At 47.7% G+C, this 22,838-nt stretch carries 18 protein-coding genes; 7 read left to right on the forward strand and 11 right to left on the reverse strand.

Translation table 11 applies throughout. The annotated features are described in order from the left end of the window. Nucleotides 1–483: 483 nt before the first annotated feature. The 3 genes from MIC7113_RS18030 to MIC7113_RS38675 all read left to right on the forward strand — a co-directional run bounded on the left by MIC7113_RS18030 (nucleotide 484) and on the right by MIC7113_RS38675 (nucleotide 2,622). Nucleotides 484–1,059 (forward strand): carboxypeptidase-like regulatory domain-containing protein, encoded by a 576-nt coding sequence (locus MIC7113_RS18030; RefSeq protein ID WP_015183604.1) that lies wholly within the window; start codon nucleotides 484–486, stop codon nucleotides 1,057–1,059. Between the two features lie 129 nt (nucleotides 1,060–1,188). Continuing rightward, nucleotides 1,189–2,184 (forward strand): ketol-acid reductoisomerase, encoded by a 996-nt coding sequence (ilvC, locus tag MIC7113_RS18035; RefSeq protein WP_015183605.1) that lies wholly within the window; start codon nucleotides 1,189–1,191, stop codon nucleotides 2,182–2,184. A gap of 309 nt (nucleotides 2,185–2,493) precedes the next feature. Then, nucleotides 2,494–2,622 (forward strand): hypothetical protein, encoded by a 129-nt coding sequence (locus MIC7113_RS38675; protein ID WP_256374756.1) that lies wholly within the window; start codon nucleotides 2,494–2,496, stop codon nucleotides 2,620–2,622. A 446-nt stretch (nucleotides 2,623–3,068) separates the two neighbouring features. Here MIC7113_RS38675 and MIC7113_RS18040 read toward each other — a convergent pair whose 3' ends face one another. Both MIC7113_RS18040 and MIC7113_RS18045 read right to left on the reverse strand, forming a co-directional pair. Beyond that, on the reverse strand, nucleotides 3,069–4,472 hold the full coding sequence (locus tag MIC7113_RS18040) for an amidase (protein ID WP_015183607.1): 1,404 nt from the start codon (nucleotides 4,470–4,472) through the stop codon (nucleotides 3,069–3,071). 193 nt (nucleotides 4,473–4,665) lie between these two features. Beyond that, a complete protein-coding gene (locus tag MIC7113_RS18045; protein ID WP_015183608.1) occupies nucleotides 4,666–5,607 on the reverse strand; it encodes a lysophospholipid acyltransferase family protein in 942 nt (313 codons plus the stop codon). Nucleotides 5,608–6,358: 751 nt separating this feature from the next. Here MIC7113_RS18045 and MIC7113_RS18050 point away from each other — a divergent pair. Continuing rightward, complete coding sequence (locus MIC7113_RS18050; protein ID WP_015183609.1) at nucleotides 6,359–6,703, forward strand: hypothetical protein; 345 nt, start codon at nucleotides 6,359–6,361, stop codon at nucleotides 6,701–6,703. 14 nt (nucleotides 6,704–6,717) lie between these two features. On the opposite strand, the gene MIC7113_RS36560 is transcribed toward MIC7113_RS18050, so the two are convergent. The 4 genes from MIC7113_RS36560 to MIC7113_RS36565 form a co-directional block, all read right to left on the reverse strand. Further along, complete coding sequence (locus tag MIC7113_RS36560; protein ID WP_155898026.1) at nucleotides 6,718–6,891, reverse strand: hypothetical protein; 174 nt, start codon at nucleotides 6,889–6,891, stop codon at nucleotides 6,718–6,720. A 328-nt stretch (nucleotides 6,892–7,219) separates the two neighbouring features. Then, nucleotides 7,220–10,180, reverse strand: coding sequence for a beta-phosphoglucomutase (gene pgmB / locus MIC7113_RS18055; protein WP_015183610.1), 2,961 nt, complete (start codon nucleotides 10,178–10,180; stop codon nucleotides 7,220–7,222). Nucleotides 10,181–10,394: 214 nt separating this feature from the next. Continuing rightward, entirely contained in the window at nucleotides 10,395–12,884 is a 2,490-nt protein-coding gene (locus MIC7113_RS18060) for a sucrose synthase (protein ID WP_015183611.1), read from the reverse strand. Between the two features lie 161 nt (nucleotides 12,885–13,045). Beyond that, on the reverse strand, nucleotides 13,046–13,222 hold the full coding sequence (locus tag MIC7113_RS36565; protein WP_155898027.1) for a hypothetical protein: 177 nt from the start codon (nucleotides 13,220–13,222) through the stop codon (nucleotides 13,046–13,048). Between the two features lie 653 nt (nucleotides 13,223–13,875). On the opposite strand from MIC7113_RS36565, the gene MIC7113_RS35475 reads away from it, so the two are divergent. Next, nucleotides 13,876–15,317 (forward strand): IS5 family transposase gene (locus MIC7113_RS35475; protein ID WP_390463838.1). Its coding sequence is split into 2 segments (ribosomal slippage): nucleotides 13,876–14,307 and nucleotides 14,310–15,317, totalling 1,440 coding nucleotides; the frame shifts between segments, so codons are not numbered across the junction. Nucleotides 15,318–15,868: 551 nt separating this feature from the next. Here the strand turns inward: MIC7113_RS35475 and map are convergent. From map to MIC7113_RS18100, 5 genes are all read right to left on the reverse strand, one after another. Further along, nucleotides 15,869–16,699, reverse strand: coding sequence for a type I methionyl aminopeptidase (gene map / locus MIC7113_RS18080; RefSeq protein ID WP_015183612.1), 831 nt, complete (start codon nucleotides 16,697–16,699; stop codon nucleotides 15,869–15,871). A gap of 143 nt (nucleotides 16,700–16,842) precedes the next feature. Continuing rightward, nucleotides 16,843–17,322 (reverse strand): plastocyanin/azurin family copper-binding protein, encoded by a 480-nt coding sequence (locus tag MIC7113_RS18085; RefSeq protein ID WP_015183613.1) that lies wholly within the window; start codon nucleotides 17,320–17,322, stop codon nucleotides 16,843–16,845. A 213-nt stretch (nucleotides 17,323–17,535) separates the two neighbouring features. Beyond that, nucleotides 17,536–20,358, reverse strand: a complete 2,823-nt coding sequence (locus MIC7113_RS18090) for a M16 family metallopeptidase (RefSeq protein ID WP_015183614.1) — start codon at nucleotides 20,356–20,358, stop codon at nucleotides 17,536–17,538. 395 nt (nucleotides 20,359–20,753) lie between these two features. Then, complete coding sequence (locus tag MIC7113_RS18095) at nucleotides 20,754–21,194, reverse strand: VOC family protein (protein WP_015183615.1); 441 nt, start codon at nucleotides 21,192–21,194, stop codon at nucleotides 20,754–20,756. A 54-nt stretch (nucleotides 21,195–21,248) separates the two neighbouring features. Beyond that, complete coding sequence (locus MIC7113_RS18100; RefSeq protein ID WP_015183616.1) at nucleotides 21,249–21,758, reverse strand: TIGR02652 family protein; 510 nt, start codon at nucleotides 21,756–21,758, stop codon at nucleotides 21,249–21,251. A 114-nt stretch (nucleotides 21,759–21,872) separates the two neighbouring features. On the opposite strand from MIC7113_RS18100, the gene MIC7113_RS18105 reads away from it, so the two are divergent. Then, nucleotides 21,873–22,427, forward strand: coding sequence for a gamma carbonic anhydrase family protein (locus MIC7113_RS18105; RefSeq protein ID WP_015183617.1), 555 nt, complete (start codon nucleotides 21,873–21,875; stop codon nucleotides 22,425–22,427). A gap of 279 nt (nucleotides 22,428–22,706) precedes the next feature. After that, complete coding sequence (locus MIC7113_RS18110) at nucleotides 22,707–22,829, forward strand: photosystem II protein Y (protein ID WP_015183618.1); 123 nt, start codon at nucleotides 22,707–22,709, stop codon at nucleotides 22,827–22,829. Nucleotides 22,830–22,838: the final 9 nt, after the last annotated feature.

Here is a 22,838-nt window from a genome sequence, read left to right on the forward strand (position 1 = left end):
CGGCTGTTTATAAAAAATAGTTTTTTTCGGTTACAACTTTTTGCTGAGAAGGGCTGAGGGTTGAAGTAAATTGATTTTGATTCTCTCCTGTTTGAAACGATAGAACATCTTTCTCTTGGAAGAGAGTAGAGTATTTTTGAGTAAACCTAGATATAGCGGGAATAAGTGTTTCTTGAGAGAATTCTGTGTGTAGCGATCGCTACGTTAGGGGGGTGTACTCTGCCCTTGGAGTTCGTTCCCTCTGCTTGACAAAAGTCCTCATGTCCTTCTTCCCGGTTACCAAATTTGCAACTCGCTCAATACTTACCAGTTTCGATGCCAATTTGGGAAAGAACACAACCCATTAGTCCTATCTTCAAAATCACTTAGTTTTTAAAGGGTGATACAAGATTTAGGAGTACTCAACGAATTGAATTTCAATGAGTGCGATCGCCTTTTGCTTGAGACAATCATCGTTTACCTGTAAGCTAACACTATAATTTCATGCTAAATATTCGCCCCTGGACAACGGGAGTTCTTTTACTCGCCACCTTAGGGATAACCGCGACTTCGACCAACGCCCTCTCACTAACTCCCTTAAAATTCATATCGGGTCAATCCATTACTCAATCCCCACAGGCACAGGATTCCCAATCCCCCAACTCAGTTAAGCCGCAGTTTCGGCAAGATGCAGCGCAACTGGCACAATGCGGTAATTCGTCACCTCCATCCCGGAAGTTATCAGTGAGTGGGATTGAGGGACGCTCAACCAGCAGTAGATTGCCTGGAATTATACAGCGTAACCCAGATGGGAGTGAACGAAAGGTTCAACCTGTCATCTCTGGGATGCCTATCCCAATCACCGTTCTGAATCAGGCAGGGCGTAAAGTCGCTGACATTCAACCGGATAAAGAAGGATACTTCCGCCTTACTCTCAAGCCTGGAACGTACAAACTTGTGCCTAAATTCCAGGACTCTAATTACCTAGTGTTGGGTAATCGGGATAAACTCAAGACCATTAAAGTAACTCAAGGGAAGTTTACCACCCTCAACCTCACCTATACCGAACTGATTCCGTAACTACAGGGGCAATTGCAGCATTGGCATTAGCTGCCCAAAATCAAGGTGCGATCGCGTCGTAACTGCATACACATCGCGGTAGAATCAAGAGTCCGCAAACCCACAACGCTTGCTCAAGGAGATGCCTCTATGGCCCGGATGTACTACGACGCTGATGCCAACTTAGACCTACTTGCCGATAAAACAGTCGCCATCATCGGCTATGGTTCTCAAGGTCACGCCCACGCCCTCAATCTTAAAGATAGTGGCATAAATGTGATTGTGGGGCTGTATCCGGGCAGCAAATCTGTCACGAAAGCTGAAGAAGCTGGGTTGAAAGTTCACTCAGTTTCTGATGCCGCCAAAGCCGCCGACCTAATTATGATTTTGCTGCCCGATGAAGTACAAAGAACCGTTTACACCAACGAAATTGCACCTAATTTAACCGAAGGAAAAGTCCTCGCCTTTGCTCACGGTTTTAACATTCACTTTGGTCAAGTTGTCCCCCCAGCCAATGTGGATGTGGTGATGGTTGCGCCAAAAGGGCCAGGGCATTTGGTACGGCGCACCTATGAGCAAGGAGAAGGTGTTCCTTGTCTGTTTGCCGTGTATCAAGATGCTACTGGTCAAGCCCGCGATCGCGCAATGGCCTACGCTAAAGGGATTGGTGGTACCCGTGCCGGAATCTTAGAAACCACCTTCCGCGAAGAAACCGAAACCGATTTATTCGGAGAGCAAGCCGTCTTGTGTGGCGGTTTAAGTGCCTTAATTAAAGCCGGTTTTGAAACCTTAGTCGCCGCCGGATATCAGCCAGAGTTAGCGTATTTTGAGTGTCTGCATGAAGTCAAGCTGATTGTTGACTTGGTGGTCGAAGGTGGACTAGCAAAAATGCGCGATAGCATCTCCAATACCGCTGAATATGGAGATTATACTCGTGGCCCTCGGATTGTGAACGAACAAACCAAGGCTGAGATGCGTAAAATCCTTAGCGAGATTCAATCGGGTCAATTTGCCCGTGAATTTGTGTTAGAAAATCAGTCCGGTAAACCGGGATTTACTTCCATGCGGCGTCAAGAAGCTGAACATCCCATTGAGGAAGTGGGTAAAGATTTACGCGCTATGTTTAGCTGGTTGAAGAAAGTCTAGGAGTATCCGAAAAAAGGCTATTAGTAGTAAAGTAATCTGCTATTTCTTCTTAGCCCCCCTTATCAAGCCGGAGCTTTAGTGAGGAGGTTGGGGGGATCGGACAGGTTGCGTCAATCTCGGCGGAGTCCCCCTAGGGCGTGTTTTCAAACCTCTCGTTAGGATGAACTCATCTTAGAAGATCCCCCTCGCATCTCCTCATCCTCACTAAAGTCCTCACTAAAGCTCCGGCGGTCGCTCCGGCTTAAAAGGGGACTTTGAGTTTCTTTCCGTCCCTTTCTCAAGGGGGGAACCAAAAATGAAATCTTTTCAATGAGTAGGGTTTCCTGGTTGCACTTTAGGAAATATCTGATTGAACAATTGATTGACACTGTTTCTAGTCTGAATACTGGCTCTACTCATCGGTTGGGGAAGCACGCGATCGCCAAAGGAAATAAATAGCACAGCTAGGATGAGGATATGTGTAAGATTAACCTTAATACGCATAAGTAATTCAGGGTTAGTGTGTTGCAGGCTTAATCCTATTTTTCTCCTCATCCGACTAAAATTACTGTCTTTTTAATGGGCTTAATTAAGTCTTCATCACATCATGAAGCTTTATTCTCTTCGTGCTATTTATTCCCCAATCAGTGACTGAGCTTATAGACAGTAGATTTACTTTGCGCTAAATAAAGCGGTTCTCGGTTGGATGCGGTAAACTCTGACCTCTCTCCAAACTCCTCACTAAAGCTCCGGTCTCCTTCAAGGAGAGAGGCTTTGAATTCTTACCCCCCTTCCAGCTAAAAATAGTCTTCCTTTCCCCTCCCCTTTAAGGGGAGGGCTAGGGAGAGGTGGGAAGGGGTTGGGGGTTAGGTTATTCGCTCTGTACTTCACGCCTCTGAGAAACGCTATAAAGCCGGACGGTGCTGACTCCAAGGCTTAGCAGCTTCTATCTGGGCGGCTAAGGAAATCAGCGTTGTTTCAGCAGCAGGGCGTCCTACTAATTGAACGCCAACGGGTAACCCTGTAGAATTATCGAACCCAGTCGGAAGTGCGATTGCAGGTAATCCACTCGCATTAACGGGTGGACAGGGCGCAATCCAACCCGTAATTTTCTCCAACGTCTCTTCAGGACTCAAATTCGCCCACTCGCCCACCCGAATTTGTGGGTGCAGATAAACGGGTAGTACCAAGACATCGAAAACTTCAAAGAACGCCACAATCTGCCGCGCCACAATTTGCATCTGGTGAACCGCTTGCAAGTACTCTCCAGCAGTACCCGACTGCTCAGCAATCCATCGATTCATCGGGCTGAGTACTTCTTTTGGAATCCGTACAGCCGTAACGCTTGCCGACCAAACTTTCTTAAACGGTTCAATCAAACCTGTAAAATCAGGGCAGCTTTGCTCAACACGATGTCCCATTCCTTCCAGTAATTGCACCGTTTGTTGAATGCTTTGTTGACAAATTTCTGTGGCTTCACCGATGGGTTGTACTGAGGTAGAAAACGCAATTCGCAACGGACTAGGGGCTTGACGAGTGGCCTCTAAAAACGAGGTTTCTGGATTCGGTAACCAGTAGGGATCGCCCGTTACATAACCTGATATCACATCCAATAACGCCGCTGCATCGGCAACCGTCCGAGCGATCGGGCCATTCGTCGCAATACCACTAAGATGATCGCCCACTGGTGCACACGAAACTCGACCCCGTGCGGGTTTAATCCCCACTAATCCACAACAGAATGCTGGCCCCCGAATCGAACCCCCAGCATCAGAGCCTAGGGCAATCGGAGTTAAGCCGGCGGCTACCGCTGCGGCAGAACCCCCACTCGACCCCCCGGCGGTATACTCCAGATTCCAAGGATTGCGACTGGGTGGAAATCCCGGTTGCTCAATATAAGGCAAAGAACCCAGTTCCGAAGTTGCGGTTTTGCCGAGAATCGTGAAGCCAGCGTGCTTAATTCGCGTTACCACACCATCGGTATAGGCCGCAATTTTATCCATCAGCACAGGTGACCCGTAGGTGCAGCGAATGCCTTCGACGGCGCTGAGGTCTTTAATGGCAATCGGTACGCCAAAAAAAGGCGGTAATGCTGAAATATCCTTGGTTTGTGCTAACTGCTCCGTCTTAGCTTTCGCCTCTGTCAGAGCCATCTCTGCGGCTACCGTAAAGTAACTTCCTAGTTGAGAATCTAACCGCTGAATCCGCTCCAAGTAAACTTCAACTAACTCCAACGGCGATACTTCACCTTGGCGGATAAGCTGAGCTTGTTCGAGAGCTGGTGTAAAGGCTAAATCAACTTTATTCATTAGGTCTCCTATGAAAATAAGGCAGAGGGCATAAGGCAAAAAGCAGAAGGAGTAAGAGAATTTTTCATCCTCGGTGGGGATGGCAGCGATTCTCTAGAAATTCACTGAAAATTGGCTCAATTACTCTGCGCTCCTCTGCGCCTTCCTCAGCGACCTCTGCGTTAAAAAAACATAATTTTCCCACTCAGCAGCCTTACCAAAAGAAGTGATTCAGAAAATAACGCAACAGCTTTAACCCGTTCGGTTCCTGATAGTCTTTAGACAAAAGCCCCATCAGCGCGTCTTGCAAAGCCTCCAACGCTGTTTTTACTTCCTGCGGTTTCGGTCGATCGCATTGAGAAAAGCGCAACGGTTCACCAAACCGAATGGTTAATTCCTTGCGAAAATAGAGGTCTTGCGTTCCAATCAGCGCTACTGGCACAATAGGCACTCCTGCACGTAGGGCATAGATCGCAACTCCACGAGCCAACGGCAGTTGCAACTGTCCCTCAACACTTCCCAGTTTTCCCTCTGGAAAAATCATCATCCCATCCCCACGAGCTAAAATAGCCTGAACCGCACGGTCTATCCAGCGTAGAGTATGTATATCGGCACCCGTTGGCACATCCTGTTCAATTGCCGCCGCCAAGTCAGCGAGATCGTTGCATCCTGCCTTAGCCGCTTCAATCACAGCCATCTCTTCTTTCCATCGGCGTTCCAAGGGAATGACACCTCCAGCCCACCCTAAGACTTGGCGCTTCCACCATCGGTTATACAAAGTACGAGCATCACCTGGGATGTAATAGTAGGGATGGGCTGGGACTTCAGACAGGATGAGGAATGGGTCAATATGGCTGAGATGGTTAGCGGCTAGGATGGTGGGTTCTTGGGGAATCCGTTCTGGGTGTTCAACCCGCACCCGGAAAAAAGTGTGAATGAGCGATCGCATTACCCAACGCCGCAGCCACCCACTCGCTCGGCGATCGCAACCTCCCTGTGCAATCGTTTCGATATTGTCAAAGGCGTTCTGGATACACTGACGAACCGTGCGATCGCGTGATGCCGCTATCCCTTCCCTCACCCTTTGGATGGTTGCGGGTGTAATGGGTGGTAGGAGGTTCTGCTCCCTCTGCGTGTTGTGTAACTGGGTACTCATGGTCAATCCTGCCTGAGTGGGACTTGCAGGGATTCATGGGGGTAAAACCCTGTGAGAAGCTGGATTTGATAGCTAAAACTTGGCTTTCACTGTCTCACCCTACGCTGAAGTCTACCTTGGCAGGAGATTCAATGGCGCAGTTTCAGCGTTGTCATTGTTTTACCGATGTGGGTGTCGTTCTAAAGCCTTTCAGTCACTGAGTCGGCAGTTGTTGTGTGAAAATCTTGGGTAGACAGTTCAATAATTGCCACGCGATTAAGTAAAATTAGCAAATTTATGTTAATGGAATGCTTAATTTTGCACTTCTGGGTTGGGTTGAGATGGCTATTCAGTGTAAACTGCCACATTCCACCCCACTTTATTGACTCCCCCCTAAAAGGCTGATGGGCGTGACTTTCAAACGAAGATTTAACACACACAGTACCGTTTCTTAAAGAAGGGGGAGTGCGGGCATAGCTCCAATGTCGGTCAAACTACTGCGTACATAGAGTATCCTCTATAGATGAGAGATGGCAGAGGACAGTGGTGAGGAATGGGATAAGCGATCGGGTGAGAGCTCTACTCGCAACGCTATCACTTTCAGCATCTACTCATCCCTACTCAATCTTCCAATCTTTGCGTTAAACCCGAAGTAACTTGGCTATACATTTGCAAGACCGATGCAGAAATACGTCTTGAGAGTTTTGCGCTCGCCCATAGCGCTCTTGTAAAATCCTAATCAATTGTTGAGAATTCGCTTTAGAAAAAGTTTATGGCAGATATGTCCGGTCAAGACCCCTCGGAAATCATAATGGCAACGGTTGATGAAGAACGAATTGGCGCAACTTTCAGCGGTACGGTCATCCTTGGTATAGATCCTGAGGGTGGGGAAGCCATTGCCTTTAGAGACTTTTTAATTGAAGATTATAAAGGCGAACTTACCGCTTATCTGGCAACAGATGGCGATATAAAGAAAAGCATTGATTTAGGCGAACTCGATCATAAAAACCCCAATTTTAGGCTGCCAATTCCGCTGGGAACGGATACATCGCCCTACAATACAGTCGTGTTGAGCGACAAAAAAAGCCAGAAAAAAATCCTGACGATCGATCTATAAAATTTGCAACTCCCTTACCTTTTGCCTTCTGCCTTCTGCCTTTTAAGACAGATGTCAGTAATATGCCAGTCAGGGACAGCGATCGCGTTTTTGATTCGGTGAAAGTGCGATCGCCCCAAGGGGGCAGCACCAAACAGAGCGATCGCATTAGTCCCCCTGGGAAACCACGTATCAGCCAAGTTAACCACGAAATTTCCCCAACCTTTTCCGGATACATACGATATCGCCAGTAATAAAGAAGTGGTAGATGCACCCTGTAATGCCCCCCCGGAAAGTTTATTTTTGGGGGGTTTTTATTTGCGCCTCCTAATAAAAAAGGCAGGCGTCTCGCCTGCCCTTCATGTCAAAATTCAATCCATCTGAATATCCGTTCTGTCAGATCTTGCCCCAAGCTTTTTACCCCTCCCCAACCCTCTGTTCACGCTTAGCTCCGGTTGGTAAGGGGAGGAGCTAAATTCCCCCCTTAATAAGCCGGAGCTTTAGTGAGGAGGATAGGGGGGTGGTGCCAGAGGTGAGTTATCTCACTTGCACATGAACAGAGCGCTCAACATGGCTCAATTTAGCCAGTAAATCTGCCCACTGTACTCCTTCCAAACTAGGCAAGACAACATGAGCCACACCAACCCGCTCAACCGGGCCAAGTCCCACTGCCAACATCCCAGCCGCCAAGGCTGCCTCCACACCGGAAGCCGCATCTTCCACCACCACGCAATGCTCTGGTGCAAGCCCCAATTGTTCCGCCGCGTGTAAGAACAAATCCGGTGCTGGCTTAGAGCGCGTGACACTGTAGCCATCCGAAATCGTATCGACGCGATCGCTAATTCCCAAGCGTTGAATCACTTCTTGAGCATTTTTGCTGGCTGAACCAATCCCCACTTTAATCCCCGCCGCACGCAGTTCGTCGAGTAACTCAACTGCTCCCGGCAGTAAATCAGCCGGACTCACATCCTTGATGAATTCCAGATAGTAGCGGTTCTTGCGCTCCATCATCTCTTCGAGTTGTTCTTCTGTGCGCGATTGCCCATTCAGCATCAGAAGGAGTGAATCCCGACGTGACAAACCTCGCATTGCCTCGTTAGCCTCGCGATTAAAAGGAATACCCTCTTCATCCGCTAAGCGCTGCCAACCCCGGTAGTGGTATTCCGCTGTCTCTGTGAGTACACCATCCAGGTCAAAAATCACTCCCTGAATCTCCGGCTTGTGCTCGGCAGATTTCCCATTCGTATTGTCTTCCATCTGTCCTAATTCCTCTTTTACTTCTTCTGAACGCAGATCGAACTCGTACCACTCTCCGCGCCACTGTAACTTAAACTTCAAGCGTGTCCAGCCTTTAGGCAGATGTGGCTTAGCTTGGGGATAGGTATCATTAATACGGATACCCGCAAACCCAAAGACCAAAGCTTGCCATACCCCACCCGCTGATGCGGCGTGAATCCCCTCTTTGGCATTGCGCCGTGTGTCTTCCAAATCCACCAAAGCGGCCTGCATGAAACGCTCATAAGCTTCTTCCGGTTGATTCAGGTAGGAAGCTAAAGCAGCATGAATCGCTGGCCCCAGGGATGAACCATAGGTAATATCTGTGCGGGGTGCATAATAGTCCCAATTGGCTTGCAGTGTCCGGAGATCTGAGAAGATACCAGGAGTTTCACGCAGCAAATAAAGCAGCATCAACACATCCGGCTGCTTGAGTACCTGTCGCTTGCTGGCTCCTTCGATACCTAGGATAGTCTGCATCGATTTCGTTCTGGGTTCATAATCAGCGAGGTTGATATCTTCGAGCTTGAAAAATCCCTCACACTGCTCAATGATGCCAGTTTCCGGGTCGTAGGGAATCCAGATATTACTGATAATGTCACGCCAACGCGCTTGTCGCTCTAGAGTGACTAAGAGTTTTCCTTCCAGGGTTGCGGCTTGCTCAGGATATTGCTTGTGCAGCCAATCCAGGACAACTAGCGCCTTCTCCAGATGCCATTGCACCATCCGGTTAGTGAAGGTGTTGTTACTTACGTGTTCGTGGTACTCATCCGTACCAATCACCTCACGAATCTCATAATGCTCCTGCTTGGGGTTCCACTCCACGCGGCTTCCCCAATAAACGGCAGTGTCCAAAACGAGCTCGGCACCGTAGTCACGCATCCAAGCATCATCACCGGTTGCCTGCCAGTACTGCCAGACCGCATAGGCCACATCTGTATTAATATGAAGTTCGCGATCGCCACACCAAATGCGTACCAATTCCTCACTGTCATCGGCGGGTGGCACCCAACGAGGAGTCACCTCATCTCCCGTCCCGGCACTTTCCCAGGCAAACATCGCCCCCTTGTAACCCGAATCTTTCGCCTTGCGCCGCGCTCCGTTCAGGGTATGGTAGCGATAGGTCAGCAAATTGCGAGCTAAATCGGGTTGGGTGAAAATCAGGAAAGGCTGGATAAAGATTTCCGTATCCCAAAAAACGTGACCGCGATAGGCAAAACCAGAAAGGGTTTTAGCTGGGATGCTCACCGTATCATCATGACGCGGTGCACTGATCAGCAACTGGAACAGGTTATAACGAATCGCGAGTTGAGCTTTGATATCCCCCTCAATCACCACATCGCTGGATTGCCATACCTCTTCCCAAGCCGCTTCCTGAGCAGACAGCAAGGTTGCATAGTTGGGTTGTTGTTTAATCTTGTCTACCGCTGCCTGGGCAGGAGCCTTCTCTTCCCGTGAGGTAAAGACAGTTACCAGCTTCTCTAATGTCACTGTCTGTCCAGACTGAACGGGGAATGTCGCCGCCAAACTTGGATAACCCTGGCACCCACTGACGCGCACGGAGGCATTTGCATCCGATACTGTGACGCGAGTCGCCATCCCCAACTCAATACCCGTGTTTCGGGTGCGAAGATGTATCCAAGCGGCGTGAGCGCCCTCGTCTGTAGTGACATCGCCCTGGTTGAGCCATTCCCAGTGCATTACACCCTGATTGTCGGGATAACCGTTGATGCTCGCTTGAATCTCGACCTTGCCCTCAAAATTTAGGGCGGTTACCTGACAACGCAGCGCCAATACATGCTGATCGACTAAGCTGGCAAAGCGTTCGAGATGGATGTCTACCGTGTAACCCGATTCACTACGCCAGCGCACATCTCGGCTCAATACACCTCGCCGCACATCAAGTTGACGCCTATAGCTGAGAATCTCGCCCTGATCGAGGCGGAAGCGATCGCCATTGATGATGACCACCAACGGCAACCAATCCGGGCAGTTCGCCAGTTCAGTATGGACAACTGGAACATCATCGTAGACGCCGTGAATCAAGGTAGCTCCCATCGCACCTAGATAGCCTTCCTCAAAGCTGCCCCGCGTACCGAGGTAACCGTTTCCTACAGTGAAAACCGTTTCCTTATAATGCAACTGAGTCGGGTCAAACTGGGTTTCAATCACAGCCCAGTCAGTATAAGTATTATGGCAATTTTGTTCTTTGTGCTTAGTCATTTATCCGTTGTCCTTTGTGCTTTGCTAATTGCTGTCCTGACTTATGAGTTGACCCCTAACCTTTGAAGGTTAGATACCCGTTGCCGTACCGTGAGCAGTACACGATAGCGTACATTTTCGATTGTTTAGTTAGCCAACTTTACTTCAAGCACCCTGATTGATTTGTCATCGATTCCTCCAAAATCCAAAATCAAAACTCCAAAATTAATACCTCCTACTGTTGCATGTGTTTTTGTAACAATTGCTCAGCTCTCGGCTTGTAGCAGAGATAAAACAAGGCTTCCATATAGCGAAGGAGTGCTTCCCGATTTTCAACAGAAGCATAATTCCAAAAGCCGTAGATTTTAGCTAAACCAAGCAGTTGTTTGGTGTGGCTTTTCCAGGTGTATTTGTCGTGAACTCGCTTAATGGAACGTTGAGAAATTTCATTCCAGTAGTTGGGTTCTTGGTCACATCGAGAAATAAATTGCAGAAGTTTTTCCGCCATTCCTGCTAGGTCAGTCGAGTTGATATGAAAACCACATTCTCCGTCCTGAATGATTTCCAACGGGCCACCAAATTGAGTCGCAAAAGTGGGTAAACCCGAAGCCATCGCTTCCAAAATTGACAAGCCGAAGGCTTCAAAGCGAGCTGGGTGGACAAAAATTCCGCCACAATCCGCGATCGCACGGTAGACTTCACCACTATCGGGTGTGGTAAAGCGCAGTCCTAACCAGCGTACTTTACCGTGGAGATTGTATTGGTCGATAAGCTGCTGGAACTTCTCAATTTCACCTCTTTCTTCTGAGTCTTTCGCCTCCTCCGGACGTACTTTACCTGTCACGACTATCAGGTTGCAGCGCTCCTGTAAGTCTGGGCTTTGACCAAAACATTCCACCAAACCCGTGAGGTTTTTGCTGGGGTAGAGGGAAGCCAGAGCTAAGATGGGTCGCTTACTGGTGTCGTCCAGGTAACCCATGATTTGTGAATCTTCATGGGTGAAAAGTAAGGATTTAATCTGTTCAGTTTTGCTGGAATCTCGATCTGAACTTTGGGTATGGGGGAAGAAAACACGTTCATTCACCCCAGGCGGCACTACATTAAATTTAGGGCTGAACAAATCAATGCCATCAACTACATGATAGAGATCGGGCATTGTGAAGTACTTGTAAGACTCATACTGTCCCCACTGTTCGGGTGTCCCCACAATTTCTTGATACGTACTGGTAATGATGAAATCAGCACCATTCATCCCAATCAAGTCAGCGGTGAATTGCAGGGAGAAATGATACTGCTCCTCCAGGTCTTTCCAGTAAAGATTACTAAAAAGATATCTCGGTTTTTCCAGGACGTGCCCAATGCTGCACTGGGTAACTTTGAAACGTCTGGCTAAGAGAAATGCAACCAAATTGCCATCGGAATAATTACCAACGATTAAGTTGGGACGCCCCTTAAATTCTGCCAGAAGTTCTTTTTCAGCCTCCTGGGCAAAGGACTCCAGGTAAGGCCAAATCTCAAACCGAGAAATTCGGTTTTGAGTCACATTTGGATTACCTTCGGGGAAGGGAACTCGCAAAATCCAGGCATTTTCGGTACCATGAATTTTCTCCAGGCGTTCGTGTGATTTCGTTCCTTCACTATTGGGAATCAGACGTGTGAGGACAATCACTTTTGGCTGAACACCTACTACATCCAGCCCAGCTAACTTAATATCTTCTTGGAGCTGCTTTTCTAAACTCCGAGCTTGATTGAGGACGTAAACCACTTGACTAGCGGTTAGAGGACGACCTAAGGTATCTTCTTGATTCACCCAACCGTGGATGGCAACCAGGACAATGCGGAAGACGAGGGGAATGTGAGAAATGAAGGCATCTAATACGCCATGATCCGGCGAATCAATCAGGCGATCGAGCAATTCCAAGGTTTCCCGCACCCGACCGGCGGTGTTACCCCATCCGGGTTCAAAGCCCAACACTTGGAGTTTGGCGCGAAACTGCTCGTAGGGTTCGTCTGCTGGACGTTCCCCCACAAAGGTTAAGGCTCGTTTGACTTGTTGAGACAACTCAGTGGTTGAGTGAATCCGCTCGTTAATCATCAACGGTGTTCCTTCATACTCTGAACGCTGTAGTATGTCAAGGAACGCCTCTAACCACTGCTGGGAAGGAACGTTATCTCGCCCTGATTTTGTATTGGCAAATAGCTGGCTTGATAGGTAACGGTGAAGAAACTCTATCCCTTTACCAATATTTCTAGGGTCGCGAATCGTGGGGAAAGACTCGTAAAAGGGACGAACATCAATTTCGAGTACGTTACTGGTAGCGACAGTCCCTTCATGTCCATTCGGAGAGTCTGATAACCCAGTTGTTTTATTGGATATAAAGCGGTCTTGTAAGTTTAGCCACGCCTCCACTGGCATCGACTCAACGCGGCTTAAGTCCGTCGGCAGCCGACAGATATCTTGAGAAGCGATTTTAGGCCGGACAATAAACCAGACGCTCTCCTTTTCCAGAATAATTTCATGGGTATAATGGATGAGTTCGCCAAGAGCAGAAGTGCGGGAAAAGTAAGCTGGTTTTTGGTAATTGTTGCAGTAGTCTTCAAAAGCTTGTAAAATTTGGTTTTTCAGGAAGTACTGATCTCGATGATTGGCGCGTAACTGATCCAGTAACTGGCGCAAATCGGCCTTCTCGTCACCATCAAGAACAGCTCGTAACAGTTCACACATGGTTCCTCCCTGTTGCATTAGCGTAATGGATGAGAGCGACTTTTAACATAGTCCTGCTACCTCGGTTGGTTGCACAGTAAATCGACTCCCTTGGCGTGGATTTTGGGGCTTCTGGTAGAGCAGAAAAATCCTTTTCCTCTACTAGTACCCACTACCCATTATTAACAGCGCACTACTTCCCTCTTCTGGAAGAATATACAGATTGTGCGCTTCCCAACGGATACTGTGATCAGGTTCGTTTTCGGCAAAGGAATCCGCTTGCTCCCATAGGAACTGCTACCAAAATAGCTAGTGCCGTAGGTCATCACGTCCCGCTTCGCGGCAAGGGCGTGAAGCATTGGCTCTGCTGCAAAGCAGCTAGAGCTGGGTCTTGCGGCAGAAACGCCATGTCAGCGTCTGATTCCTCTTGCTCTGACGACTTATGGACAAACCCATCTTGGCATTCGTCTTGTTGTCTTTACACTAAGGCAAGGATTATCGGGTTGTAACTGCAATCAGCAGGAGCAACAGGATGCAAGAGGCACGAACCGAAATCCGTTCGACCCACTGAACTTGTTGACTGCACCCTTGCCATAGAAGCCGTGACAAACTCCGCCCGTCTTCTATCTAGAGGTATAGACACAATCGTCGTCTAGCGTGATACTACATCCGATGCATCCCTTGAACAATTCTAGGCTGCTAAATCCGTCCTGTACCCATTCTTAGCAGAGTCTTCAAAATTCTCTTGTCAGAATAGGAACTAAGGTAACAAGCTTTCAATTTGGCATGAGCAAATTTTTGAAACTCTTGTCGGATGCTCATCTTGACCGTCCAGTGTATGCAATTTGAATAGGTCACAGCTTATACCTTTCGACTGAGCTGATCTTATATAGGGTTTGCTGTAAAAACCGGAAACCCTTAGCTATAAATAGTTTGAGCGGTCTTGAAAGTTGTTCAGCTCCCAGGAAATCTGGTAGAATCCCACAAAATCCTTGTACCAAGAGCAGGGAAAATGTACAGAAAAGCTTCCTCAAGCCCGACCCCACCGGAAAACTTTGAGCTGCCCTTTGAGGGAAAGTTATCACAAGATAACCGTTGGGTAATCATGGCAAATCTGATACCCTGGGATGAATTTGAAGAGGAATACGCCAAAATTTTTTCTATTGATATGGGGGCACCTGCGCTGCCATTTCGGATGGCATTGGGTTCATTAATAATCAAAGAAAGATTAGGAATAAGCGATCGGGAAACAGTAGAACAAATAAAAGAAAACCCTTACTTACAATACTTTATAGGGAGAAAGCATTACAGCAACGAAGCCCCTTATGATGCCTCACTTTTGGTAAGATTTAGAGAAAGGATAAATGTTGATTTAGTAAATCAAATAAATCAAAGAATGGTAAAGAAGATTCAGGAAGAAACAGAGGAGGAATCTAAAAAAAAAGCTCACTCTCAGAAAGGCAAGAAACAAGAGAAAGCCCGAATCAAGGGAAATTAATTCTGGATGCTACCTGTGCGCCAGGAGATATCAGCTATCCCAATGACTTGGGTCTATTAAATCAAGCCAGAGTCAAAACGGAAAAGATAATAGATACTCTCTATAAGCCCCTAAAAGGGAGACTAAAGAAAAAGCCAAAAACTTATAGAAACCTCGCTCGGAAAGATTACTTGAAAGTCGCCAAAAAACGGAGATCGTCAAGAAAAGAGAGAAGAAAAGCTATAAAAAAACAACTGAAATATATAAAAAGAAATTTATCACACATTGACCAGCTCCTTCAGACAGGAGAAGCACTTGAGGGTTTGAGCATCTCTCAATATAAGAGCTTGCTGGTGGTGGCGGAAGTTTACCGTCAACAGCAATGGATGTATGAGAATAAAGCCCAGAGAATTGACGACAGAATAGTCAGTTTAAGTCAGCCCCATATCCGTCCAATTGTGAGAGGAAAAGCCGGAAAACCTGTAGAATTTGGAGCTAAACTAGCAGCAAGCGTCAGAGATGGATATGTCTTTTTAGACCGTATAAGCTGGGATAACTTTAATGAAGCCGGAGACTTAAAAGCCCAAATAGAAGCATTTAAACAGCACACAGGAGTCTATCCCGAATCAGTACATGTAGATAGAATTTATCGAAATCGCGAGAATCGAGCATTCTGTAAAGAAAGAGGGATTAGAATAAGTGGCCCCCCCTTAGGCAGACCTCCAGCTAATGTCAGCTCAGACAAAAAGAAACAAGCCTTAGACGACGAGAAGGTTCGCAATGCTATTGAAGGAAAATTTGGCATCTCAAAGCGAAGATTTAGCTTGAATCGCGTCATGGCTAAACTGCCTCATACTTCTCAAACGGCTATTGCTATCACTTTTTTAGTCATGAATCTTTCCACCCTGCTACGGCAGTTTTTTTGTCTTTTTTTGTGCAATACACAACATCACGCCTTTTTTCTCGATAACTATTAATTCGGCTTATGCTTGTGGGAATTAACAACAACAAAAGCTCATTATTATTCCAGGATTAAATAACTGATTAATCCATCGGTTGTTTTTCGCCGACTTATTCAGCAAGCCCTATATAGCAAAAGGCAAAAGGCAGAAGGCAGAAGGCAGAAGGTTTATGACTCGTACGTGGTCGTTTCAGCCCTTCAATCTGTCCTAACCTTTATGGTGACAGCTATAAGAGCTCACCACAGTTAAGAGTTCACTGAAGTCAAGAAATCTCATCCAATTCCATCCATTGCTCCGGATAGTGGTAACAACCCAGGAATAGTGAAATGGTAGATGCACCCTGTAATTCTCCCTCCGACCCCAAGGTTGGAGGCTTTTTCTTTGGTAGCTTCAGAATTCGCCACCTTTTTAGCCAATAGCCAATTGCTCGGTGATTGGATTGTATTGAACAGACAAAGGGTCACTACGCTTTGTACACACATAAACCCAATCACAAAAAGCCTAATTTCCCCAGCGACTCAATTGGCTCAGTGCCTCTGGACACATCCTATTACTTCTAGTATGACCTAGATTTTCGTTCGATCCGTTAAGATTTCGTAGCCATCCTCGGTCACTAAGACCGTATGCTCAAACTGAGCAGACAGAGAATTGTCCAGGGTGACGGCTGTCCAACGGTCAGATAAAATGCGGGTGAACTTGGAGCCAGCATTTAAAATCGGCTCAATTGCTAACGTCATTCCCGCTTTGAGCTTAACATTCGGTAGTTCACGGGTACGGTAATTAAAGACGGCAGGCTCTTCGTGTAGATTTCGCCCGACGCCGTGACCGGTAAAGTCTTCTACTACATTAAATCCATGAGCTTTCACATGGTCTTCAATCGCCCCTGCAATGTCGAGTAAGTAAGCTCCAGCTTTAACTTGTTCAATTCCCTTATAAAGCGTTTCTTCTGCCACCCGAATTAATTGAGCCGCTTCGGGCGTGACTTCACCAATCGCTAGGGTAATGCAAGAGTCACCATGAAAGCCTTGGTAGTAAGCACCCGTGTCTACTTTCAGGACATCTCCGGTATGAATGACCTTCTTGCGATTGGGAATACCATGTACCACTTCGTTGTTAATACTGGAGCAGATAGAAGCCGGAAACCCATGATATCCTTTGAAGCTCGGTGTTGCCCCCATTTCTCGGATGCGCTTTTCCGCATAGGCATCCAAATCAGCGGTGGTCATTCCCGGTTCCACCCTCTGAGAAATTTCTTGGAGTACCGTTGCCACAATTTTAGCGGCCTGTCGCATGATTTCAATTTCATGATCAGACTTGATTTCTATACCCCGGCGTTTTTTCTTAGGGGTGGGAGGGGTGGAAGATTTGAACAGCAAATTGCTAAAAATTTTCTTCATGCGACTGAAAGATGGCTGAGGTGTGAACTTAGGTGGCTTCTATCTTTTAAGGTAGCTTAACATTGCTGCAATCCAACCCCTTTGCCTCTGTGTATGAAGCGAGGACGGATTGAACTAGCACATCAACCGGGCGGGGTGATGCCTTACTGGGCGGAAATGGTTATCAACCCAGTCATCCCAGCTTCTGTATGTCCGGGGATGGGGCAACGCAAGGAATATTGTCCCGGTTTCATGGGGACAAATACCCACTCAGCTTCCCCTCCGGGTTTTAGTTCCAGTTCGTGAATTGCCCCTTTAATTTCAACTTTGCCGGCTTCAACTTTTTGAGTCCAGCTACTATCGGCAAAGTCTTTAGCGGTGAAGTAGTGTTTTTGGGGGCTAGGATTATCGAGTATGAGTTTGTAACGCTGACCGACGACAAACTGCAAGTTATTCGGGAAAAATTTTAACTCGTTTGCACTGTTGCCTAAGCTAACTTTAACTTCTGTAACCTGGGGTGCGGCAAGGGCTAGCGGTGTGGAGAGAACTCCCCAACCGAGAATGACGCTTAGGAGTATCGAGAAATATCGACTGAGGTATTGGCGGCGGAAATAGTTACTGATGGAGACAGCAAACTGGAGCATCATCTAAAAATCAATTCTTTCCAAGATTGTAGGGGGGTTGGGCATCAGTGATATTGAACGGTTGGCGTTGGAATAGTAGATTTTTTTTAACGCAGAGGCCGCAAAGGGTTACGCAGAGGGGCGCAGAGTTTTTACACTCCAATTGCAGTAATAGAGCTCGCTTCCCCAGTCTCCCCCTCTTTTTACCTGGTGGGAAACTGTCACCGTCTTGCACTAGTTTTTGGAGGCTGACACTGAAGGGCCGGCAGTTACCACCACTAGATTGGCTGGATGAAGTAAGTCTTTAGCTGCCTGATTGACTTGCTCTACCGTAACGGCTTCGATTTTACTGACGAAGTTGCGAAGTTCTGATGACCCTAAACCATATACTTCGTTATTTAAAATTGTCTGCGCTAAACTGCTTGGATCGGCAAGACCTACTGGATACTCGCTGGCAATCGAACGTTTGGCTGTGGCAACTTCACTAGGGGTAACACCTTTTTCTTGGATTTGTTGGAGCAGCGTGATGGTACTGGCGATCGCTTTTTGGGCGTCTTCGGGAGCGGTTTGCATTTGAATCAAAAAGGGGCCTTGATGGAGTCCGGCTTGGAAGTAGCTGTAAATCCCGTAAGTTAGCCCTTGGCGATCGCGAATTTCTGTACCCAATCGACTCGATAAAGTATCGCCCCCTACAATCTGATTCAACACCAAGGCGGCATAGTAACGCGGGTCTTGTCGGTCAATTCCTCGATAACCCAACAAGGTGACTGACTGAGTCTTCCCTGGTAGCACGGGGTTCAGTTCCACCTTGGTTTTGGGTAGGGGTACTTGTGGATAATTGGCAACGGGGGATTGACCGCTATCTTGCCAAGAAGAGAGTTGGCTTTCCAGCAGCGATCGCACTTTGGCTGGGTCAAAGTTACCCACGAGGCTCAATACTGTCGTATCTGGGCGATAGTGCTTCTGATAAAAATCCACCACATCCTCACGAGTAATCCCCTTCAAGCTCTCCTCGGTGGGAAAAGCGTGGAAAGGATGATTCTCTGGGTAAACGGTCTGTTGGAATGTGCGAATGGCTACTTGTGATGGCGTATCTAGCTTAACCTTCAGCTCCGTTAGCATTTGTTGGCGGGTCAATTCCAATTGCTCGGAGGGAAATGTTGCATTTTGCACCACATCCGCAAAGCTTTGAATCAAGATGGGTAAATCGGCGGCTAAACTGTTTCCCTCAATATTCACCCCTTCTCGGTTCGCCCCAAAGCCCAAACTCGCGCCTCGCTCTTCCAAGACTTTGGCAATCTCCAAGGCATCTCGCGATTTTGTCCCATTCATCAAATTATCGGCGGTTAGGCTTGCCAAACCCGCTTTCGCTTGATCATCAAACTCTGTACCCGCACGCATATAGCCACTTAGAGTCACCGTTGGTGTACTGCGATCGGGTAACAGCAACACTCGCATCCCATTGGTTAACCGTATCTCTTCCGGTAACGCCTGAGTTGTTGGTGTCGCTGATGAGTCTACCGGAGGTAGGTATTTCGCCACCTCAGCCGGGTCTACAGGAGAGCCATCGCTGAAGTTTTCACTGGTTTTCCCCGCATCCGCCGATCCTTGATTAGCCTGCTCATCCAGTTGAGTCGGTTCAAAAAAGCCCACGGTTCTATTTTCCGGCGTCAAGTAAGTTTGAGCCACGCGCTGCACCTGGGCAGCACTCACTTTCTGAACAGCGGTCAGATAGCGGTCTGTATAACGATAATCACCCCCCGATAGTTCGTCATACCCCAGTTGCATCGCTTGGCTGGTGATATCGCGGTTCTCTAAAATGACCTTGGCAGTGAGTTGGGTTTTGGCTCGCTTCAGTTCCTCCTCGGTAACGCCCTTGTCCCTCAACTGAGCTAACTCTGAAGCCAAAACTTGGTCAATTTTTTCTAGCTTTTGACCGGGAGCAGCGGTAGCCATCAGCTCATACCAGCCTGCTCCAATCAAGTTAGCCGCACCTCCTGACAAATCGCTAGCAATGCCGGATTCTACCAAAGCTTGGGTTAGGCGAGAATTGCGTCCACCTGTCAAGATATAGTCCATCACATCCAGCGCGGGTACATCTGGATGATTGGCGGCGGGTAACGGATACACTTGTTGCAGGAAACTGGCGCTACCCGCTTCTCGCAGGACAATTGGATTTTGGCTGTTGGATTTTGGTTTTTGGATGGGAGAAACAGAAGTTTTCTGATCTAGAGTGGCTGATGAGTTTCCTGGGACTTTGCCAAAAGTCTCTTGAACGGCTGCCAGGGTTGGTTCTGTTTGGAAATCGCCTACGATAATTAACGTGGCATTCGCAGGGTTGTAGTACTTACGGTAGTAGTCCCGTACCTGTTCAACGGTAAATTTCTGTACATCTGCCTTGGTACCCCCAACCGGTAAACCGTAAGGTTGGTTCGGAAACGCCGCACGCATCACGGCGCGGCTGAGACGGTAGCTAGGGCTGTTTTCGTACCCCTGCAACTCAGAAATGACGACACGCTTTTCTTTTTCGAGTTGCTGCGGTTCAATCAGGGAGTTCTGCATCCGGTCTGATTCGAGCACCAACAAGGCTTTGAGTTTTTCCCGCTCGACAGTGCCGAAGTAAGCCGTCTGATCGTAGCTGGTGAAGGCGTTGGAGGCACTGCCTAAGGCACTGAAAAGACGACCAAATTGAATGGGACGCTCTTTGGTGCCTTTGAACATCATGTGTTCTAATTGATGGGCAATTCCATTGACTCCAGGCGCTTCGTTCCGAGAACCAATTTTGTACCATACCTGTACTGTGACTACGGGTGCTGTATGGACTTCCTTGGTGAGAACAGTCATGCCATTGTCCAGGACTGTTTTACGAACATCTTGAGTGAGGGTAAAGGCTTGAGGTTCAGTGCTGGTAGCTGAAGGTGATGTTGTTGGGCGCTGGGACACTAAAACCTCTGAGGGAGCTGAAGTGGCTTTCGTCGTGAATACCACTGCACTCAAGCAGAGACTGAAAAGCAAAATGAGAAGACTGCGGCGACGAGCATTAGACCGGAAATACATAGGTTTTGTTGAGCGAATCAGAGACAAGGAAGGGGAGATTAAAATTAGTTTGCTTGTCGCAGACTACGAATCGGGACAGAGAATTTAAGAATAATGCTCTATGTATTGGGTTTCAAGAGCAAAACTCAATGAGTTTCTTGGAGCAGAAACCGTATTATCTTCCCTATAACAGCCAAGTTCTCGGTTTTTAACGAATATCTTGCAGAATTCTCAAATCTATAAAAGTCCCAAGAAACACATCGTGTGAGTTGAGCTTTTGATGAGAATTGGGTAAAGTTATCTATCACCCTCTAGGCGATCGCACCATAGCCGAACTTGCCCAGCCGACCCTTAACTCGTTCCATCCTTCGTGAACAGTTAACAGCAAATCCAGCTAATTTATTGAGGTATGGGGCTTATTGATTGCTCAGGACTCGGAGAAATTCTAGCGGTAGACCATCACTGTCGGCAATAAAAGCCACTTCGTAAACTCGTGAACCGATCATCTGTTGAGTCGGTTCCAAAAGAATTTTCAACGGTTGCAACGCTTCCGGGTTTTTGCTTGATGCTTCGGCAAAGCCTTGTTGTAAGTTGCTCAACCAAGTTGGGAGATTCGTTACCGTATCGGTGAGATCGAAAGACAAATGGTAATACCCAACATAATGTTCGTCCCCAAAGGCGTCGGGCGCAGGACGGGGTTCGGGAATCTGAATCAGTTCAATCCGTCCTCCTAATCCCTCCATCCAGCAAGCGAGAGTGATACCGGCTGTGAAGCGTTCACAGACGGCAAATCCCAGTTGTTCGTAAAATGCGATCGCGCGATGAATGTCTGCTGTGCGAATTGAAGCGTGGTGCATCGGATTTTGGATTGAGTGACTCAACCTCCAATCTAAAATCTAAAAGAGTCGTGTCTATTCAAAAATTCGGAAGTAAGGATAGCGCACGGGTATCCCTGGTTCTTTTTCCAAATCAAAATTGATCACTTCCCAGCAAGGTTCTTGTTCCGGTTCGGGGCTAAATTCTACTGGCAAGCCGTACAGTCTAGGTTTAGCGGGTTCTGAAGGCGATCGCCACGGTGTGCTACGCTCCAGGTAAGCACTTACTAACTCTTTATAACGACTGGCAATAATCACCCGCGTCGCTCGGTATCCTTGAGTGTAGAGCCGGTCTAGCGCTTCGTGAATTTCAAAGCGAATTCCATCCGGATGCGTGTGTTGCCGATACCACTCATCATTCCACTGACGCCAGTGACGCCCGGATTGTAAATGAATCAATTCCCCAGTTTTTGGGTCTGCCTCGAAGGCACCATGACGCGGACACAGATAAGTATCGGTCAGGGTCAATGCCGGAATCATCTGACGGCAGTGAGGACACTGAATCTCTGGACCAAATATGGGGTACTGCAAGCTTGAATTGATCATTACATACCTATAGCCGTCTTTCCCTTGTGTGCTAGCCCTGTGGCTTTATTATATCTAGGGATCTGTTTGCTTCAGAAGATGTTTTGAGTAAACATATTGAATTAACTCTAGATTGTGAACGAGCTCAATAACCAATTCTCATTAACGACTTCTTTCTGGTCACCTCCTGACCTGTCTCCTGCGGCGTTTATCGCCCCGAATGCGGTGGTCATGGGTCAGGTCGTACTAGCCCCAGGGGTCAGCATTTGGTATGGTGCCGTTGTGCGAGCCGATGTTGAACGGATTGAAATTGGTGAATGCACCAATATTCAGGATGGGGCAATTTTACACGGTGACCCAGGCAAGCCCACCATCATTGAAGACCATGTCACGGTTGGTCATCGCGCTGTGATTCATTCAGCTTACATTGAACGCGGTAGTTTGATTGGCATTGGTGCGATCGTCCTAGATGGTGTACGTGTGGGTACCGGTAGCATTGTGGGTGCTGGTGCGGTGGTGAGTAAGGATGTTCCCCCCTTCTCCCTGGTGGTTGGAGTTCCGGCTAAGCGATTACGCGATATCGCTGAAGCGGAGGCGTTGGAACTGATTGAACATGCGAGGCGTTATGAAAAGCTGGCTCTCGTTCACGCTGGGAAGGGAACCGATTTAGGGTTTGCCAAGCCTGACTAAGCGGGTGGGGGATGGGGGATGGGGGATGGGTAAAGACACACCATTACGTCTAACTACCACTGTGTATAAGGTTTGTGCATCCATCGACGGACTGATACCAAGTTGCAGTCAAAGATGGCAGGCTGTTTTCCCGGCTCCCCAGCTCCCCACTTGACAAGCCCAATTCCTGTGTCTGGTTCAATTCAACAAGTCCTATGGCAAACTATGCCAATTTGCTTAAAAATGGAAAAATGAGAATAATTCAAAAAACTTCAAGCGTTAAGGCAAAGGGCTAAAAATATGGACATTGATTGGCGTGTAGCAATAGTTTTGTCTCCTATCCTCCTGGCAGCAGGCTGGGCACTCTTCAATATTGGTGCGGCTGCCCTGAGACAAGTCCAGGGGTTTCTCAGTAAATCCTGAACCGTGCTG

The organism is Allocoleopsis franciscana PCC 7113, from assembly GCF_000317515.1.
In the GTDB taxonomy this organism is placed as follows: Bacteria; Cyanobacteriota; Cyanobacteriia; order Cyanobacteriales; family Coleofasciculaceae; genus Allocoleopsis; species Allocoleopsis franciscana.